At 72.7% G+C, this 17,765-nt stretch carries 14 protein-coding genes; 8 read left to right on the plus strand and 6 right to left on the minus strand.

Features of this window, described 5'->3' with window-relative positions; all coding sequences use genetic code 11:
- Window positions 1–38 precede the first annotated feature (38 nt).
- From J8403_RS21490 to J8403_RS21510, 5 genes are all read left to right on the plus strand, one after another.
- On the plus strand, window positions 39–1,331 hold the full coding sequence (locus J8403_RS21490; RefSeq protein ID WP_137966631.1) for a M18 family aminopeptidase: 1,293 nt from the start codon (window positions 39–41) through the stop codon (window positions 1,329–1,331).
- A gap of 1 nt (window position 1,332) precedes the next feature.
- Window positions 1,333–3,291: an AfsR/SARP family transcriptional regulator gene (locus tag J8403_RS21495; RefSeq protein ID WP_211124591.1), complete on the plus strand. Its 1,959-nt coding sequence runs from the start codon at window positions 1,333–1,335 to the stop codon at window positions 3,289–3,291.
- Window positions 3,292–3,423: 132 nt separating this feature from the next.
- Window positions 3,424–4,128 carry a DUF4232 domain-containing protein gene (locus tag J8403_RS21500; protein ID WP_211124592.1) on the plus strand — a complete coding sequence of 235 codons (705 nt, stop codon included), beginning with the start codon at window positions 3,424–3,426 and terminating at the stop codon, window positions 4,126–4,128.
- 446 nt (window positions 4,129–4,574) lie between these two features.
- Window positions 4,575–5,564 (plus strand): NlpC/P60 family protein, encoded by a 990-nt coding sequence (locus J8403_RS21505; RefSeq protein WP_211124593.1) that lies wholly within the window; start codon window positions 4,575–4,577, stop codon window positions 5,562–5,564.
- Between the two features lie 189 nt (window positions 5,565–5,753).
- Window positions 5,754–6,509, plus strand: coding sequence for a helix-turn-helix domain-containing protein (locus J8403_RS21510; protein ID WP_246585934.1), 756 nt, complete (start codon window positions 5,754–5,756; stop codon window positions 6,507–6,509).
- Between the two features lie 14 nt (window positions 6,510–6,523).
- Here the strand turns inward: J8403_RS21510 and J8403_RS21515 are convergent, their stop codons facing one another.
- Window positions 6,524–8,338 (minus strand): NHL domain-containing thioredoxin family protein, encoded by a 1,815-nt coding sequence (locus J8403_RS21515; protein WP_211124595.1) that lies wholly within the window; start codon window positions 8,336–8,338, stop codon window positions 6,524–6,526.
- A gap of 244 nt (window positions 8,339–8,582) precedes the next feature.
- Here J8403_RS21515 and J8403_RS21520 point away from each other — a divergent pair, with 244 nt between their 5' ends.
- Window positions 8,583–9,407, plus strand: coding sequence for a maleylpyruvate isomerase family mycothiol-dependent enzyme (locus J8403_RS21520; RefSeq protein ID WP_211124596.1), 825 nt, complete (start codon window positions 8,583–8,585; stop codon window positions 9,405–9,407).
- A gap of 152 nt (window positions 9,408–9,559) precedes the next feature.
- Here the strand turns inward: J8403_RS21520 and J8403_RS21525 are convergent, their stop codons facing one another.
- The 5 genes from J8403_RS21525 to pdhA form a co-directional block, all read right to left on the minus strand.
- Window positions 9,560–10,855 carry an MFS transporter gene (locus tag J8403_RS21525; RefSeq protein ID WP_211124597.1) on the minus strand — a complete coding sequence of 432 codons (1,296 nt, stop codon included), beginning with the start codon at window positions 10,853–10,855 and terminating at the stop codon, window positions 9,560–9,562.
- Window positions 10,852–11,511 (minus strand): GntR family transcriptional regulator, encoded by a 660-nt coding sequence (locus tag J8403_RS21530; protein ID WP_211124598.1) that lies wholly within the window; start codon window positions 11,509–11,511, stop codon window positions 10,852–10,854. The genes J8403_RS21525 and J8403_RS21530 overlap by 4 nt, the downstream gene beginning before the upstream one ends.
- Before the next feature lie 81 nt (window positions 11,512–11,592).
- Complete coding sequence (locus J8403_RS21535; RefSeq protein ID WP_211124599.1) at window positions 11,593–13,035, minus strand: dihydrolipoamide acetyltransferase family protein; 1,443 nt, start codon at window positions 13,033–13,035, stop codon at window positions 11,593–11,595.
- Between the two features lie 22 nt (window positions 13,036–13,057).
- Window positions 13,058–14,038, minus strand: a complete 981-nt coding sequence (locus J8403_RS21540; protein WP_137966622.1) for an alpha-ketoacid dehydrogenase subunit beta — start codon at window positions 14,036–14,038, stop codon at window positions 13,058–13,060.
- 1 nt (window position 14,039) lies between these two features.
- Entirely contained in the window at window positions 14,040–15,206 is a 1,167-nt protein-coding gene (gene pdhA, locus J8403_RS21545; RefSeq protein ID WP_059143792.1) for a pyruvate dehydrogenase (acetyl-transferring) E1 component subunit alpha, read from the minus strand.
- Window positions 15,207–15,528: 322 nt separating this feature from the next.
- Here pdhA and J8403_RS21550 point away from each other — a divergent pair, with 322 nt between their 5' ends.
- Window positions 15,529–16,197: a response regulator gene (locus J8403_RS21550; protein WP_281427943.1), complete on the plus strand. Its 669-nt coding sequence runs from the start codon at window positions 15,529–15,531 to the stop codon at window positions 16,195–16,197.
- Window positions 16,198–16,712: 515 nt separating this feature from the next.
- Complete coding sequence (locus tag J8403_RS21555) at window positions 16,713–17,750, plus strand: phosphotransferase (RefSeq protein ID WP_211124601.1); 1,038 nt, start codon at window positions 16,713–16,715, stop codon at window positions 17,748–17,750.
- Window positions 17,751–17,765: the final 15 nt, after the last annotated feature.

Raw genomic sequence — 17,765 nt, forward strand, 5'->3', positions numbered from 1 at the left:
CAGGGCGAGCCACCCCCCGGCGAATCTATGCTGAGCACATGAGCGCACAACCCGGCATCGACCGCGGCCACACCGATGACCTGATGTCCTTCCTCCGCGCCAGCCCATCGCCCTACCACGCCGTGGCGAGCGCCGCTGAGCGGCTGGAGAAGGCCGGGTTCCAGCGGATCGAGGAGACGGCGTCCTGGGACGGCGCGGCCGGTGGCCGGTTCGTACTGCGGGGCGGCGCGATCATCGCCTGGTACGTACCGGAGGGGGCGGACCCCGCCACTCCGTACCGAATTGTCGGCGCTCATACCGACTCTCCCAATTTGCGGGTCAAGCCGATTCCCGACACCGGTGCGCACGGCTGGAGACAGATCGCGGTCGAGGTCTACGGCGGGGTGCTGCTCAACACCTGGCTCGACCGCGACCTCGGGCTCTCCGGCCGGATCTCCCTCCGGGACGGCTCACACCATCTCGTCACCATCGACCGGCCGCTGCTGAGAGTGCCCCAGCTCGCCGTGCACCTCGACCGGTCCGTCAACACCGAGGGCCTCAAGCTGGACAAGCAGCGCCATATGACGCCCATCTGGGGGCTCGGCGGCGTCGAGGAGGGCGACCTGATCCGCTTCGTCGCCGAGGAGACCGGCGTCGCGGCCGAGGAGATCGCCGGCTGGGACCTGATGACCCACAGCGTCGAGCCGCCCGCCTACCTCGGCCGGGACCGCGAACTGCTCGCCGGGCCACGGATGGACAACCTTGTCTCCGTGCACGCCGGTACGGCCGCGCTCATCGCCGCCGCCTCCCGTCAGGAGCTGCCGTACATCCCCGTGCTGGCCGCCTTCGACCACGAGGAGAACGGCAGTCAGTCCGACACCGGCGCCGACGGCCCGCTGCTCGGCACGGTGCTGGAGCGCTCGGTCTTCGCCCGCGGCGGCGCTTACGAGGACCGCGCCCGCGCCTTCGCGGGCACTGTCTGCCTGTCCTCCGACACCGGCCACGCCGTCCACCCCAACTACGCCGAGCGCCATGAGCCGGGCCACCACCCACGGCCCAACGGCGGCCCGATCCTCAAGGTGAACGTCAACCAGAGATACGCCACCGACGGCGCCGGGCGGGCCGTCTTCGCCGCCGCCTGCGAGCGCGCCGGGGTGCCCTGGCAGAGCTTCGTCTCCCACAACTCGATGCCGTGCGGCACCACGATCGGGCCGATCACCGCCGCCCGGCACGGCATCGCCACCGTCGACATCGGCATCGCGATCCTGTCCATGCACTCTGCGCGGGAACTGTGCGGAGCGCAGGACCCGCGGCTGCTGGCCAAGGCACTGCACGCCTTTCTGGAGGGCTGAGTTGGACTTCTCCGTGCTGGGACCGGTGACCGTCATCGCGGGACCGCCGGCAGCGCCCGTCGAGCTACCGCTGGGGCCCGCCAAACGGCGCAGCGTGCTGGCGATGCTGCTGCTGCGGCCCAACGCGACGGTGTCCGTGGAGCAGTTGATAACCAGCCTGTGGGAGGACGAGCCGCCCGCCCACGCCCGGACCGTCATCCAGGGCCATGTCTCCCGGCTCCGCGCCGCCCTGGCCGAGGGCGGCGCCGAGGAGCACGGCGTCGAGCTGGCCACCCACAGCTCCGCCTATCTGCTGCGCATACCCGAGTCCCTGATCGACACCCAGCGCTTCGACCAGCTGACCGCCCAGGCCAGCCCGGAGTCCGCCCCCGGCGAGGCCGTCCGGCTGCTCCGCCAGGCGCTCGGCCTGTGGCGCGGCCCGGCGCTCACCGGGACCGTGGCCAGCCCGCCGTTCGCGGCCGCCGCGCACGCCCTGGAGGAGCGCCGGCTGAGCGCCGTGGAGGCCCTGGCCCGGGCGCACAAGACGCTGGGCGAGCATGAGGAGGCGGTGCGTGCCCTGCACCCCGCCGCCGTCGCCAACCCGCTGCGCGAGGGGCTGATCGCCGCCCTGATGCTGGCGCTGTACCGCTCCGGACGGCAGTCCGACGCGATCGCCTGGTTCCACCGCACCCGGCAGCTGCTCGACGACGACCTGGGGGTCGACCCGGGCCAGCGGCTGACCGCCGCGTACCAGGAGATCCTGCGCGCGGCCCCCGAGGCGGACGGGCCGCGGGCCGGCGCCGAGAGCGCCGCGGCGCCGGGCCCCTCGGGGCAGCCGGTGGCCTCGACCCCGTCGCATCCGCAGTCCGTGGCCGCCGCCGCGTCGGCCGCCGCGCCCGTGCCCGAGCTGCTCCCCCGGCCCCCGGCGGGCTTCCACGGCCGGGGCGCGGAGCTGGCCGAGCTGACCCGGCTGACCCGGGGCGGCGCCGAACCGGCCCAGGGCGGCTCCGGCTACCCCCAGGAGGGCGGTATCGCGCTGCTCACCGGGCCCGCCGGGGTCGGCAAGACCGGTCTGGCGGTCCACTGGGGCCATGCCCAGGCCGCCGCCTTCCCCGACGGACGGCTCTTCGCGGATCTGCGCGGCTTCAGCGGCGGCGAGGCGACGGTGCCCGCCGAGGTGCTGCGCGAGTTCCTGCTCGCCCTGGGCACCCCGGCCGAGCAGATCCCCACCTCGACCGAGGCCGCGTCCGCGCTGTACCGCTCGCTGGCGGCCCGCCGCCGGCTGCTGGTGGTGCTGGACAACGCGGGCAGCTCCGCCCAGGTGCGCCCGCTGCTGCCCGGCGGGCCGAACTGCGCCACGCTGGTCACCAGCCGCAGCAGGCTGGACGGGCTGATCGCCACCGACGCCGCCCGCCCCGTACGGCTGCACGCCCTCGGCACCGAGGACGGGGCGGCCCTGCTGGGCGCGCTGCTGGGCCCCGCCCGCGTCGCCGAGGACCCGGAGGCCGCACGGGAGCTGGTGGCCCTGTGCGACGGGCTGCCGCTGGCGCTGCGCGCCGCCTCCGCCCAGCTGATGGCCCGGCCCCGCTGGCGGCTGGCCCGGCTGGCCACCGCGCTGCGCGACGAGCGCCGCAGGCTGGCGCTGCTGTCGGCGGAGGACACCGGAGTGGCCGCCGCGCTGCGCAATTCCGTGGCCCGGCTCTCGGCGGACGACGCACAGCTGCTGCGGGCCCTGGGCACCGGTTTCGCGCGGGAGGTCAACACCGCCGAGGCGGCCGCGCTGTCGGGCGCGGACCCCGAGCTGATCCAGGACTCCCTGGAGCGGCTGGCGGAGATGCATCTGCTGGACGAGGAGGCCACCAACCGCTACGTGATGAGCGATCTGGTGAAGCTCTTCGCCCAGGGCGACGGGAGCGGGCGCGGCGAGACCCCGGGCGAGGGGTCAGGCGGGGGCTCCGGCGAACCGTCCCAGGGGGGCTGAGCAGGGGTGAACAGCGGGGCGTTAGCGGGACGTTAGCGGGCGGCAGCCGTTCACCAGCCGAACGGCAGCGGGTCCGGACAGGCTTATGCCGTACCGGAGAACGCCCGAACGCCCGCTGAGGGGAGACCCGCCATGCCGCTCACCATCGCTCGCCTCGCCCACCGCCCCGGCACCCTGCGCTCGGTCGCGGCCGGCCTGACCGTCGTCGCCGCGGGCATCACCCTCGCGGCGTGCGGCACCGCCGACGCGTCGGGCGTGAAGACGGCCGGCAAGGCCGAGAGCATGGCCTCGGCCCTCCCCACCGTCCCCACCGCCAACGAGGAAGGCCTCCAGGGCGGCGCCCAGCAGGCCGCGCGGGACACGGTGGCGGGCGGGGCCGACGCCGGGGCCCAGGGCGGTCTGCGGACCGACAGCGGCGTCCAGGGCGAGACCGGCGCCTGCCGTCTCGACACGATGGCGGTGAGCGTCACCTCCGTGCCCCGGCCGGCCAACCATCTGCTGCTGGAGATCACCAACCAGTCCGGGGTGACGTGCCGTCTCATCGGCTCCCCCGTGGTGCGGTTCGCCGACGGGCGGGCGGCCGTGCCGCAGGACGAGAACACCCGGCCGCAGACGGCCGTCACGCTGCCGCCCGGCGAGAGCGGTTACGCGGGCCTGACCACCTCCGCGGCGGGCGCCCCGGCCGACGGCGGCCGTAAGGCCACCGGGTTGACGGTCTCCCTCCCCGGCGAGGACAGCCACCGCGCCGTCGACCTCCCCGGCGACTCGGTGGAGGTCGGGGGCGGGACGGCGGTCGGCTACTGGCAGAGCGACGCGTCCGACGCCCTGCTCTGGTGACCGCCCGGCGCTCCCACCGGTGACCGCCCGGCCCCTCCGGTGACCGCGTGACCTTCCCGCCGGTGACCGCTCGACCTTCCTCTCCGGTGACCGCTCGATTCCGAGCCACCCAGCTGGACAGGTAGCCGCCTCCCCCCGGCTACCTGCCCCGGACGGCCCCCGCCTCGGCGGGGGCCGTCTCGTCATGTCCCCGTCTCGTCATGTCCCCGTCTCGTCATGTCCCACGGCGCCGCCCTCCGTGTCCCGCTCCTGGCCTCTCCCATGGGCGTCTTGGCAGGTCATCAGGGGCGCGCCCGGCTGGGACGTCCCAAAGGACGGCTCGGCCCCGGCAAGGCCCCGCCCCGCGGCCCACAGTGGTTCCCGTCGCCGCGGCGAACGGCCCGGCGGCCTCGACCGAGCCGTGCCGACGTCCGCCGTCGGCGCTCTCACCAAGGGGGAATCCAGAGATGACGCACTCCATCAGCGGCGGCCGACGCCGGATCTTCCTGCGCAGGGTGGTCCCCGCGATCGCCGCGGCGGGCATCGGCGCCACCGGACTCGTGGGCTGCTCGGGCTCGGCCGACACCGCGGGCCATGACGCCAAGGCGGCGAAGGCCGGGAAGGTCGCCGAGAAGGGCGTGACGACCCGCGACACCACCTCGGCCCAGGGCGGGGCCGCCGCGCTCAAGCTGAAGACGACCACGGGGGAGTTCGGCACCAAGGCCGCGGCCACCGCCGACTTCCCCACCTGGGGCACCCGCTGGGTGGTCCACCAGAGCGCCGACACCGGCTCCCCGTCCGCCGGCATGCTCAACAAGGACGCCCCGGGCCAGGACCGCATCACCGCCGACTACCAGGTCGACACCGGCAGGAAGGTCTGCGAGGACGGCGCCTGCTCGACCTACATGGCCCATATCACCGGGCCGGTCAGCGGCTTTGTGACCGTCGTCGCGGTGGACATCCCGCAGGACTCGCTGCCCGGCGTCCCGGTGCAGAACGGCGGTGGCCAGCCGCCGAAGCCGCCGCAGACCGGCGGCACCCGCGCGGAGGCGCTGCGGCGGGCCGCCACCTGGCTGACCGCCAACAACGGCGGCCGGGTGCCGTACAGCCAGGCCCAGGTCTGGAAGGACGGCTACCGCCAGGACTGCTCGGGCTATGTCTCCATGGCGCTGGGTCTGCGGGCGCCCGGCACCAACACCGTGGGACTCACCGGTTCGGGCATCACCAAGCCGATCGCCCTGAACGACCTGCGGCCCGGGGATCTGCTGATCGACGCCTCCGGGAACAACAACACCCGCCATGTCGTGATGTTCGAGAAGTGGAACGACGCCGCCCACACCTCGTACACCTCCTACGAGCAGCGCGGCGACTTCGGGACGGATCACACGACCCGTCGCTACGGACTGGAGCCGGGCAGCGAGTACAAGCCCTACCGGCCGCTGAAGTTCACCGACTGATGCGTTCCTGACCCGGTTCCTGTAACGAGCGGCACGTCCACCTCGGGGGTGTGGACGTGTCGCTCGGCATGTTCATGATCCCGTGCTGCAATGGTGTACGTGCCAGCGCATCCGAATCGCCCAGAGAACCCGCGACGCAAGCCGCTTGCCCCGCTTCCCGAGGAACTCTCCGGCCCGGTACGGGAATTCGTGACCGCACTGCGCCGGATGCACGGCGAACTGGGACTGAGCCTGAAGGAACTGGAAGGGCGGCTGCCCGCCAGCCGGTCCTCCCTCTCCCGCTATCTGCGCGGCCAGAGCCTCCCCGACGAGCGGCTGCTGGTCCAGTGGGGCAAGCTCTCCTTCACCGCCGAGGACCGGCTGCCCGAACTGGTGACCCTGCTGCACCGGGCCACCGAGGCCGAGGCCGCCGTGCAGGCCGCCGAGGGGACCGGGCCGGAGCCCGGCGCGTCCGCGCCGCCGCCCCCGGGACGGCCTCCGGAGGACCGGCCGTCCCGGCACCGGCTGCGGCTCACGCTCGTGGCGGTGGGCGCCGTCGTCATCATCGCCGGGGGCACGGCCGGGATCATCGCCCTCCGGTCGTCCGACGACGGTGGGTCCCCGGGCGGCGCGGCGGGCTCCTCGCCCCTGGGCGACGCCCGGATCACCGTCTACAACGCCGAGAAGGACTGTCAGCACCAGCGCGTCCGCGCCTGCTCTCTGGGCCTGGCGGAGGATCCGTACGTGGCCTACCGCCCGTCGAACATCGTGGGCCGGGCCTGGCAGGGCGACGTCCTGCGCGCCGACTGCCGCATCGCCAACGGCGTCACGGTGACCGACGAGGCGGGCGGGCACAGCAGCATGTGGTTCCGCGTCTTACAGGACGGCAAGCGGATGTGGGTGCCGGGCATCCGCATCCGCCAGGACCAGGTGCAGTACTCCACGCTGCCCAACTGCCCCGACTGACCGCCGGTCGGGGCTCAGCCGTCCATCCCGGCGAGCACCAGCGGCAGCCGGGTCGCACCGCCCTCGGTGACCCGCACCGGGACGCCCCAGTCCTGCTGGTGCACATGGCACGCCGGGTACTCGTTGCTCGGGTCGTCGTCACAGGAGGCGGCCATCGCGGAGACGTGCAGCACGCCCTCGGTGACGCCCTCCGTAAGGACGAGCTCACGGTGCAGATCCGTGCCCGCGCCGTCTCCTTCGGCCAGCAGCCCGGGCGGGGTGGAGCTGACCAGCAGCCGGGTGGAGGGGCCGTAGCGGGTGTCCAGCTTCTGCCCCTCGGGCGCCTGGAAGACCACGTCCAGCCGGAGCGTGCCCGGCGCGATGTCGGTCGCGGCGCGCTGGGTGCGGTGGGCCACCGCGTCGACCCTTACGGCCTCCTCCGGCAGCCGCAGCCGGGTCAGCCGGTGCCGGGCGGACTCCACCACGACGATGTCCCCGTCGGCCAGGACCGCGCCGGAGGGCTCGCGCAGATCCGTGGCGAGCGTGGAGACCTCGCCGGTGGCCGGGTCGTAGCGGCGCAGCGCGTGGTTGTAGGTGTCCGAGATGGCCACCGAGCCGTCGGGCAGCGCGGTGACGCCCAGCGGATGCTGGAGCAGCGCCTGTTCGGCGGCGCCGTCCCGGTGGCCGAAGTCGAAGAGCCCGGTGCCGACGGCCGTACGGACGGCGAAGCCGTCGCCGTCGCGCTCGACGTAGCGCACCGCGGACGTCTCGGAGTCCGCGATCCACAGCCGGTCCTCGGTGGCCGCGAGCCCGGAGGGCTGGGCGAACCACGCCTCCTCGGCGGGGCCGTCGACCAGACCCTCGTTGGTGGTCCCGGCGGCGGCCCGTACGGTCCGGTCCTCCGGGTCGTAGGTCCACAGCTGGTGGACGCCCGCCATGGCGATCCACAGCCGGCCGGCGAACCAGGCGACGTCCCAGGGGGAGGACAGGTCGACCTCCCGGGCGGGCCCCTCGGTGGGCGACCCCTGCCACCACTGGCGGCCGGTCCCGGCCAGCGTGGTGACCTCGCCGGTGGCCGGGTCGAAGCGGCGCAGCGCGTGGTTCACGGTGTCGGCGACGGCCACGGTGCCGTCGGGGAACAGGGCGAGCCCCTGGGGCTCGCTGAAGCGGGCTCGCTCGCCCGTGCCGTCGTCAAGGCCGCGCTCACCCGTGCCGATCCGCCGGACCACGCTCTCGCCGTCCGCCGCGAGCTCCACCAGCTGATGGCGGGTGGTGTCCGAGACGAGGAAGGTGCCGCCGGGCAGCGGCACCGCCTTACCGGGGAAGCGCAGCTCGGTGGGGACCGGCTCCGGGGGCACGTACGGGCCGTCGCCGCGCCGCAGGGTGCCCTTGGCGGCGTGCTCGGCCTCCAGCTGCCCCACGAGGGTCTCCAGGGCGTGCGCATGGCCCTCGCCCGCGTGCTGGGCGACCACATAGCCCTCGGGGTCGACGACGACGAGGGTGGGCCAGGCCCGTACCGCGTACTGCTTCCAGGTGGCCAGCTCGGGGTCGTCGAGGACCGGGTGGTGCACCTCGTAGCGCTCGACCGCGTCCACGACCGCCTGGTGCTCCGCCTCGTGGACGAACTTCGGCGAGTGCACCCCGACGATCACCACGGTGTCGCGGTGCTTCTCCTCCAGCTCGCGCAGTTCGTCCAGGACATGCAGACAGTTCACACAGCAGAACGTCCAGAAGTCGAGGATGACGATGCGCCCTCGCAGGTCGGTGAGGGTGAGGTCGTTGTCGCCGGTATTGAGCCAGCCGCCCCGGCCGATCAGTTCGGGGGCGCGGACGCGTGCACGTGGAGCCATATCCCCATGAAACAGCAGCCCCACCCGTCTCATTCCCCCGCCCCCCGGTGGCTTTCGACCGATGTGCCGGGGTCTGTCCGGAGATAAGGCGGAGGCGGGCGCACACTACCATCGCGAGCAGGCCGCCAGCCGCCGATCCGGGCCTACGATCAGAGCCGAAAGCACTGCCCGTGCGCTCGTGGGCAGCGTAACTTGAACGCACACACCAGCACCCAGCCCGCGCACCAACCGCCCGAGGGGTCCCGTGACCGTCCATCCCAGCCTTCAGACCTCCATCGATGCCTGGACGCACTCCATCGACGCGATATCGGAGTTGGTGAATCCGCTCGCGGAGCGCGAGTGGAACCTCGCCACCGAGTGCCCGGGGTGGTCGGTGCGGGACGTCGTCTCGCATGTGATCGGACTCGAATGCGAGATGCTCGGCGATCCCCGCCCCATCCACACACTGCCGCGCGACCTTTTCCACGTCACCAACGAGCTGTCGCGGTACATGGAGGTCCAGGTCGACGTCCGGCGCTGTCACACCGCGCCCGAGATGACCTCCGAGCTGGAGTACACCGTCATCCGGCGGGGCCGCCAGCTGCGGAACGAGAAGCGCGCCCCGGACGCCATGGTGCGCTGGCCCGGCGGCTCCGAGGTGACGCTGGGGGAGGCCCTGACGAGGCGGGTCTTCGACGTCTGGGTGCATGAGCAGGATCTGCGCCGGGCCCTGAACAAGCCCGGCAATCTGGACTCGCCGGGCGCCGCGATCACCCGTGATCTGCTGCTGTCGGCGCTGCCGAAGGTGGTCGCCAAGGACGCGGGCGCGGCGCCCCAGTCGGCCGTCGTCTTCGACGTGAACGGCCCCATGGAGTTCATGCGGACGGTAAGGGTCGACGCGGACGGCCGGGGCAGCATCGACGGCAGCGTCTCGCTCGGGCCGACGGCCACGCTCTCCCTGGACTGGGAGACGTACGTACGGCTGGCGTGTGGGCGGGTGCGGCCCGAGGCGGTCTCGGAGCGGCTGAAGATCGAGGGCGACCAGCAGCTGGCCGAGGCGATCCTCGGGCACTTCGCGATCACGCCGTAGCGCGGCCCGGAGGGCCGGGCCGCACAGCGCCCGGGATCATGCCGTAGCGCCGCCCGCGGGGCCCGGCCGTGCACCCCCTGGGATCGCGCCGTACGCCCCCCGGGGGTTACGTCGTGAGCCGCCTCGGGGAGCTCGCCGTAAGTCCCCCGGGGTCACGCCGGTACGTGCACGGCCTCGACACGGCTCGCGACCACGCGCTCGCGCTCCCGGCGGTGCGCCCGGCCGCGCAGCCGCAGGATCTGGCTGATGCCGAGCGCCTGCAGCACGAACACCGAGGCGAACGCGATCCGGTAGTTCTGGCCGGTCAGGTCCAGCAGCACGCCGACGGCGAGCAGGGTGGTCATCGAGGCCGTGAAGCCGCCCATGTTGACGATTCCCGACGCGGTGCCGATCCGCTCGGGCGGATTGGCGGGCCGGGCGAAGTCGAAGCCGATCATCGACGCGGGCCCGCAGGCGCCGAGCACCACGCACAGGACCACCAGCAGCCACATGGGCGCATGGGCGGACGGCCAGACCAGCACGGTGCCCCACAGCAGCGCGGTGGCGCCGACCGTGCCGAGGGCCAGCGGGGCGCGGGCGGCGTGGTGCCGGGCGATGACCTGTCCGTAGACCAGGCCGACCGCCATGTTGGAGAGCACCACGAGGGTCAGCAGCTGGCCCGCGGTCGCCCGGGACAGCCCCTCCGCCTCGACCAGGAACGGCATCCCCCACAGCAGCAGGAAGACCATCGCCGGGAACTGGGTGGTGAAGTGCACCCACATGCCCAGCCGGGTGCCGGGCTCGCGCCAGGCGTCCGCGATCTGCCGGCGCACGTAGTCGGCGCCCAGGTGGGTGGCGGGCGCGGGCTCGAAGCCCTTGGGGTGGTCCTTGAGGAAGAACAGCACCAGGACGAAGACGGCCAAGCCGCCGAGCGCGCTGCCCGCGAAGGTCGTGGTCCAGCCGACGCCGTGCAGCGATCGGGCGATCACCAGCGTGGAGACCAGGTTGCCCGCCATGCCGAAGAGCGCGGCGATCTGGGCGATGAGCGGCCCGCGGCGGGCCGGGAACCAGCGCGAGCCGAGCCGCAGCACGCTGATGAAGGTCATCGCGTCACCGCAGCCGAGCAGCGCCCGGGAGCCCAGCGCCATCGCGTAGGAGTGGGAGAACGCGAAGCCGAACTGCCCCAGGGTGAAGAGCACCACCCCGAGCATGAGCACCTTACGGGTGCCGAGACGGTCGACCATGAGCCCGACCGGTATCTGCATCCCGGCGTAGACCAGCACCTGCAGGATGGAGAAGGTCGACAGCGCCGAGGCGTTGATGTGGAAGCGCTCGGCGGCGTCGATACCGGCGACGCCGAGGCTGGTGCGATAGGTGATGGCGACGAAGTAGACGGCGACGCCCAGACCCCACACGGCGACGGCACGACGGCCGCCGGGCGGATCCCCGGGCAACTGGGCCGAGGTCATCGCTCCTCACCCCGGGCGAGGTTGTTCACCCAGCTGATGTGGCGCTGCACAAGACCGGACGCGAAGCCGGCGTCCCCGGCGCGCAGGGCCCGGAGGATGTCCGTGTGCTCGGTGATGTTCTTGGCGATCCGGCCGGGCTCGGCGTGCATGGTGGCCACGCCCATCCGCAGCTGGCGGTCTCTCAACTGGTCGTAGAGCTGGGCCAGGATGGCGTTTCCCGCCGCCCTGACGATCGCCGCGTGGAAGCAGCGGTCGGCGGCCGCGAAGGCGGCCAGATCCCCGGCCGCCGCGTGCACCTTCTGCTCCTCCAGCAGCTCCTCGAGCCGCCCCAGCAGCTGCTCCCCGGCCGGGACGACCTTGGCGACCGCGTGCTGCTCCACCAGCAGCCGGGTCTCGACCACGTCCGCGATCTCCTGCGAGGAGACGGGCAGCACCAGGGCGCCCTTCTTCGGATAGAGCTTGAGCAGCCCCTCGGCCTCCAGCCGCAGCAGGGCCTCGCGGACGGGCGTGCGGGAGACCCCGACGGCGTCCGCGAGTTCGCCCTCGCTCAGCAGTGTGCCGCCCTCGTAGCGGCGGTCGAGGACGGCTTTTTTGACGTGGTGGTAGACGCGTTCGGCGGCAGGCGGCGGCTTGGTGGCCGTATCGGCGGGACTCATGATGCGCACATCATAGATACAAGATGCATGCGCACCCATCCCCCGTCCGCGATACGGACGGGGGATGGGTCTGCCGCTACATCACGCCCAGGTAATGAGGCGCTTGGGGCGCTCCAGGACGGCCGCGACGTCCGCGAGCACCTTGGAGCCCAGCTCGCCGTCGACCAGCCGGTGGTCGAAGGAGAGCGCGAGCGTGGTCACCTGGCGGGGCTTGACCTCGCCCTTGTGGACCCACGGCTGGAGCTTGACGGCGCCGAAGGCGAGGATCGCGGACTCACCGGGGTTGAGGATCGGCGTGCCCGCGTCGATGCCGAAGACGCCGACGTTGGTGATGGTGACCGTGCCGCCGGACATCTCGGCCGGGGTGGTCTTGCCCTCACGGGCGGTGGTGACCAGCTCACCCAGGGCGGACGCCAGTTCGGGCAGGGTCTTGGCGTGGGCGTCCTTGATGTTGGGGACGATCAGCCCGCGCGGCGTGGCGGCCGCGATGCCCAGATTGACGTAGTCCTTGTAGACGATCTCCTGGTTGTCCTCGTCCCAGGTGGCGTTGACGTCCGGGTTGCGCCGGATGGCCACCAGCAGGGCCTTGGCGACCAGCAGCAGCGGGTTGACCCGCAGCCCGGCCATCGCCGGGTCCTGCTTGAGGTCGGCGACCAGCTTCATCGTGCGGGTCACGTCGACCGTCACGAACTCGGTCACATGCGGGGCGGTGAAGGCGCTGTTGACCATCGCCTGCGCGGTGGCCTTCCGTACGCCCTTCACGGGCACCCGGCGCTCCCGGCCCTCCACGGCCCTGGACGGGGCCGCCACGGGCGTCTCCCGGGCCGTCTGGACGGCCTCGGCGGCCGCGTGGACGTCCTCGCGGGTGATGATCCCGTCCGGCCCGCTCGGGGTGACCGCCTCCAGGTCGATGCCCAGGTCCTTGGCCAGCTTGCGGACCGGGGGCTTGGCCAGCGGCCGGGCCGTCCGGCCACTGCCGTTCAGCTCGGGCGCGGACGAGGGCGAGGGCGCGGGCGCGGCCTCGGGGCGCGCGGGCGCGGGGGCGGGCTCCTGGGGCGCGGGCGCCCCGGCGGAGGGGGCGGGCGCGGAGCGCTGGGGGCCCGGCAGCGGCTTGCGCGGACGGCGCTTGGTGGAGGCGGGCGCCGCCCCGTAACCGACCAGGTTGGCCTGGCGGCCCTCCTTCTCGGCGGGCTCGGCCTCGGCGGCGGGCGCCTCGGCGGGCTTCCCGGCGGCGGGAGCGGCCTGGGGCGCCGCCTCCCCCGCACCGGGGTCGGTGTCCACCGAGATGATCGGCGTGCCCACGTCCACCGTGGTGCCCTCGTCGAAGCGCACCTCGTGCACCACTCCGTCGAAGGGGATGGGCAACTCGACGGCGGCCTTGGCGGTCTCGACCTCGCACACCACCTGACCGTCGGTCACGGTGTCGCCCGGCGCCACGAACCACTTGAGGATCTCGGCCTCGGTCAGTCCCTCGCCCACATCGGGCATCTTGAACTCACGGAAGCGCTGTTCGACTGCGGTCATCGTCACGATCTCCTCAAGCCCTTCAGTACGCCAACGCGCGGTCTACGGCGTCGAGCACCCGGTCCAGCCCCGGAAGGTACTCGTCCTCGAGCCGTGACGGCGGGTACGGCGAGTGGAAGCCGCCGACCCGCAGCACCGGAGCCTCGAGGTGATAGAAGCACCTCTCGGTGATACGCGCGGCGATCTCCGACCCAGTGCCCAGGAATACCGGAGCCTCGTGGACGACGACCAGCCGCCCCGTCCGCTCCACGGAACGCTGGATGGTGTCGAAGTCGATCGGCGACATCGACCGCAGGTCCACGACCTCGATCGACTTGCCCTCCTCGGCGGCGGCCGCGGCGGCGTCCAGGGCGACCTTCACCATCGGGCCGTAGGCCGCGAGGGTCAGGTCCGCCCCCGGCCGCACCACCCGGGCGGCGTGCAGCGGACCGGGGATCGCGGCGGTGTCGACCTCGGACTTGTCGTGGTAGCGGCGCTTGGGCTCGAAGTAGATCACCGGGTCGTCGCTGCCGATGGCCTGCTGCAGCATCCAGTAGGCGTCGGAGGCGTTGGCGGGCGAGATCACCTTCAGCCCGGCCACATGCGCGAACAGCGCCTCGGGCGACTCGCTGTGGTGCTCCACCGCGCCGATGCCGCCGCCGTACGGAATCCGGACGACGACCGGCAGCTTCACCTTGCCGAGCGAGCGTGCGTGCATCTTGGCGAGCTGGGTGACGATCTGGTCGTAGGCGGGAAAGACGAAACCGTCGAACTGGATCTCCACCACCGGGCGGTAGCCGCGCAGCGCGAGCCCGATCGCGGTGCCCACGATGCCGGACTCGGCGAGCGGGGTGTCGATGACCCGGTCCTCGCCGAAGTCCTTCTGCAGCCCGTCGGTGACGCGGAAGACGCCTCCCAGCTTGCCGACGTCCTCGCCCATGATCAGGACCTTGGGGTCGGACTCGAGGGCCGTGCGCAGTGACGCGTTGATCGCCTTGGAGAGCGACATCTTCTCGGCGGCCATGTCAGATGCCCTCCTCAGCGGTGACGAACGAAGCCTGGTACTCGGCGAACTGCGCCCGCTCCTCGTCGACGAGCGCGTGCCCGTCGGCGTAGGTGTGCTCGAACAGCGCCATGTCATCGGGGTCGGGCATGGCCCGCACCGCGTCCCGCACGCGCTTGGCCAGCGCGTCGCTCTCCCGCTCCAGCTCGGCGAAGAACGCGTCGTCGGCCAGGCCCTCGCGGGTCAGCAGGGTCCGCAGCCGCAGGATCGGGTCCTTGGTCTCCCACAGCTCCCGCTCCTCGGGGGAGCGGTAGCGCGTCGGGTCGTCGGAGGTGGTGTGGGCGCCCATGCGGTAGGTGAACGCCTCGATGAGCATCGGGCCCTGCCCGGTCCGCGCCCGCTCCAGCGCGGCCTTGGTGACGGCCAGGCAGGCGAGGACGTCATTGCCGTCCACCCGCACGCCGGGGAAGCCGTAGCCCTGGGCGCGCTGGTAGAGCGGGACCCGGGTCTGCTTCTCGGTGGGCTCGGAGATGGCCCACTGGTTGTTCTGGCAGAAGAAGACCACCGGCGCGTTGTACACCGCGGAGAAGGTGAACGACTCGGCGACGTCGCCCTGGCTGGAGGCGCCGTCACCGAAGTAGGCCAGGACCGCGGCGTCGGCGCCGTCCTTGGCGATGCCCATCGCGTAGCCGGTCGCGTGCAGCGTCTGCGAGCCGATCACGATGGTGTACAGGTGGAAGTTGTTGCTGTTCGGGTCCCAGCCGCCGTGGTTCACCCCGCGGAACATCCCCAGCAGGTTGGTCGGGTCGACGCCACGGCACCAGGCCACACCGTGCTCGCGGTAGGTCGGGAAGACGTAGTCGTCGTCGTGCAGCGCCCGGCCGGAGCCGATCTGCGCCGCCTCCTGGCCGAGCAGCGACGCCCACAGGCCCAGTTCGCCCTGGCGCTGCAGAGTGGTCGCCTCGGCGTCGAACCGCCGTGTCAGCACCATGTCCCGGTACAGACCGCGCAGCTCCTCCGGGGTCGGGTCGATGGCGTATTCGGGGTGCTCGACACGCTCGCCCTCGGGGGTCAGCAGCTGTACGAGTTCGGTCTGGGCCTCCGGCTGCTTCTTGGCGTCCCGCGCGGTGGTGCTGCGCTTGGCTCCGCTGCGGCGCGGCTTGCGCGCGGCAGTGCTCTCCACGGTCACGTGTGCTCCTCCGTCTGTCCGGCCCCCGGGATCCGCCGGCGGCCAGTTGCGGCTCGCCCGTTCCGTCTCGGCACACGGGGTGGGTGCGCCAAGACATGGCCGGGCGTGACAGGTTCCCGGCGGCTGGCCCTGCACAAGGCACGTTACCCAGTGCGTCGCATGTCTGCGAAACCCCACCTGACCTGCAATTTTGCTTGGATTTCCAAGTAAATCGCGCGAGGGGGGAAACATCCACTGGTCACAGCCCCGCAGGCCGCCGGACAAGCGCACGTTATCCCGCGCGACAAGGGCACGGGAAGACATGGTGTGTGAGACTGGATCCGTGCGCGAAGAAGGAAAAATAGGGATTTTCCTGGTTGACGACCATGAAGTCGTCCGACGCGGCGTACGGGATCTGCTCGCGAGCGAGCCGGACATGGAGGTGGTCGGCGAGGCGGGCACCGCGGCCGACGCCCTGGCACGGATCCCGGCCGCCCGGCCGGATGTCGCCGTCCTGGACATCCGGCTGCCCGACCGCAGCGGGGTCGAGGTCTGCCGGGAGATCCGCGCCCGCGACGAGAGCATCCGCTGCATGATGCTCACCTCCTTCGCCGACGACGAGGCCCTCTTCGACGCCATCATCGCGGGCGCCTCCGGCTATGTCCTCAAAGACATCCGCGGCGAGGAACTGCTCTCCGCCGTCCGGGACGTGGCCGCGGGCCGGTCGCTGCTCGACCCGGTGGCCACCGCCCGGGTGCTGGAGCGGCTGCGCGGCCAGACGGCCACCAAACCGGACGACCGACTGGCCGCCCTCACCGAGCAGGAGCGCCGCATCCTGCTGCTGATCGGGGAGGGGCTCACCAATCGGGCGATCGGCGAGCGGCTCCATCTCGCCGAGAAGACGATCAAGAACTATGTCTCCAGCCTGCTCGCCAAGCTGGGCATGGAACGCCGGTCGCAGGCGGCGGCCTATGTCGCCCGGATGCAGGCGACACAACCCCAGAAGCACTAGCCCTGGCGGGGGCGGCGCAGACCCGGGAAGCGCGAGCCCTGACGGGGGGCGGCACAGCCCCGGAAGCACCAGCCCCGGGCGGGGGCGACGCAGACCCAGAAGCACCGGCCCTGACAGAGGCGACGCAGACCCAGAAGCGCCAGCCCTGACGGGGGGCGACACAGGCCCAGAAGCGCCAGCCCTGACGGGGGGCGACACAGGCCCAGAAGCGCTCAGCACTCCGCCGGATGTGCCGTGGTGTGCCGTCGTTCCGCGCTCCGGGGGTCTCCGCCGCGTGGCGGGGGCCTTGCCCCCAGGCCCCGGGGTCCGGGGCGGAGCCCCGGTTGAGGGAAGGGGCGGGGAGGGGAAACAGCCCGCCGCAGGCGCCACGCCCCCTCGGACGCCCCAGCCCCCGAAAGGCACACCCGCCGCGACGCGCCACCCCCGCCTCGGTCAACCAGCCGCACCCCGGCGTGCCATGCGTCCTCGTCCTCGCACGCCATGGCGGTGATCCCCGGTGATCTAACATCTGGCAGGTGCCGCGCTCACATGTACACTCCGCCGAGGCCGCTCCCGACGGGGAAACCCTGGGCGCCCTGCTCCGCCGCTACGACAGCGCCGGTGAGGCCGTCTCCTGCGAACCGCTCACCCAGGGGCTGCTCAACCGGGGCTACCGCCTCGCCACCACCCGCGGCCGGTTCTTCCTCAAACACCACCTCGACGGCGACCGCACCGCCATCGCCCGCCAGCACCGGGTCACCCAGCGGCTGGGCGCGCTCGGGGTGCCCGTCGCCCCGCCGGTCCCCGACGCCGACGGCCGTACGGTCGCCGTCATCGGCGGCCGCTGCTACGCGTTACACCCCTGGATCGACGGACAGCACCGCGCCGGCGGTGAGCTGACCACCCCCCAGTGCTGGCGGCTGGGCGGCCTGCTCGGGCTTGTCCACACCTGTCTGGAGCGCGTCATGCGGGCCCGTACGGGCGACCGCCGGCCGCCCGAGGAGGCGGCCGACCCCGAGGACACCTTCGACGTCATCGACGAGCTGCTCACGCTGATCCGGGGACGCCGGGACCGCGACAGCTTCGACGAGCTCGCCGAGCACCGCCTGGTCGAGCGGCGGGCGCTGCTGGAGCGGCACGCCCACCGCCACCCGGAGGCCCACGCCGTCCCGGTCGCCGGCTGGGTGCACGGCGACTTCCACCCGCTGAACCTGCTCTACCGCGACACGGAACCGGCCGCCATCGTCGACTGGGACCGGCTCGGGGTGCAGCCGCGCGCCGAGGAGGCGGTCCGGGCCGCCGCGATCTTCTTCGTACGGCCCGACGGCACCCTGGAGCTCACCAAGGTGCGCTCCTACGCCCGGGCGTACCGCTGCACGGCGGGGGCCGGGGCCTTTGAGATGGCCGCGGCCGTGCACCGGGTGTGGTGGGAGCGGCTCAACGACTTCTGGATGCTGCGCTGGCGCTACCAGCGCGGGGACCGGCGCGCCGATCCGCAGTTCCCGGCGGCCGCGGCGCTGGTGGTGTGGTGGACCCGGGAGTACGACGCGGTCCGCGACGCCTTCTGCGGGTGACCTCTGTGGGCGGGC

The sequence above is a fragment of the Streptomyces yatensis genome (assembly GCF_018069625.1).
Classification (GTDB): Bacteria; Actinomycetota; Actinomycetes; order Streptomycetales; family Streptomycetaceae; genus Streptomyces; species Streptomyces yatensis.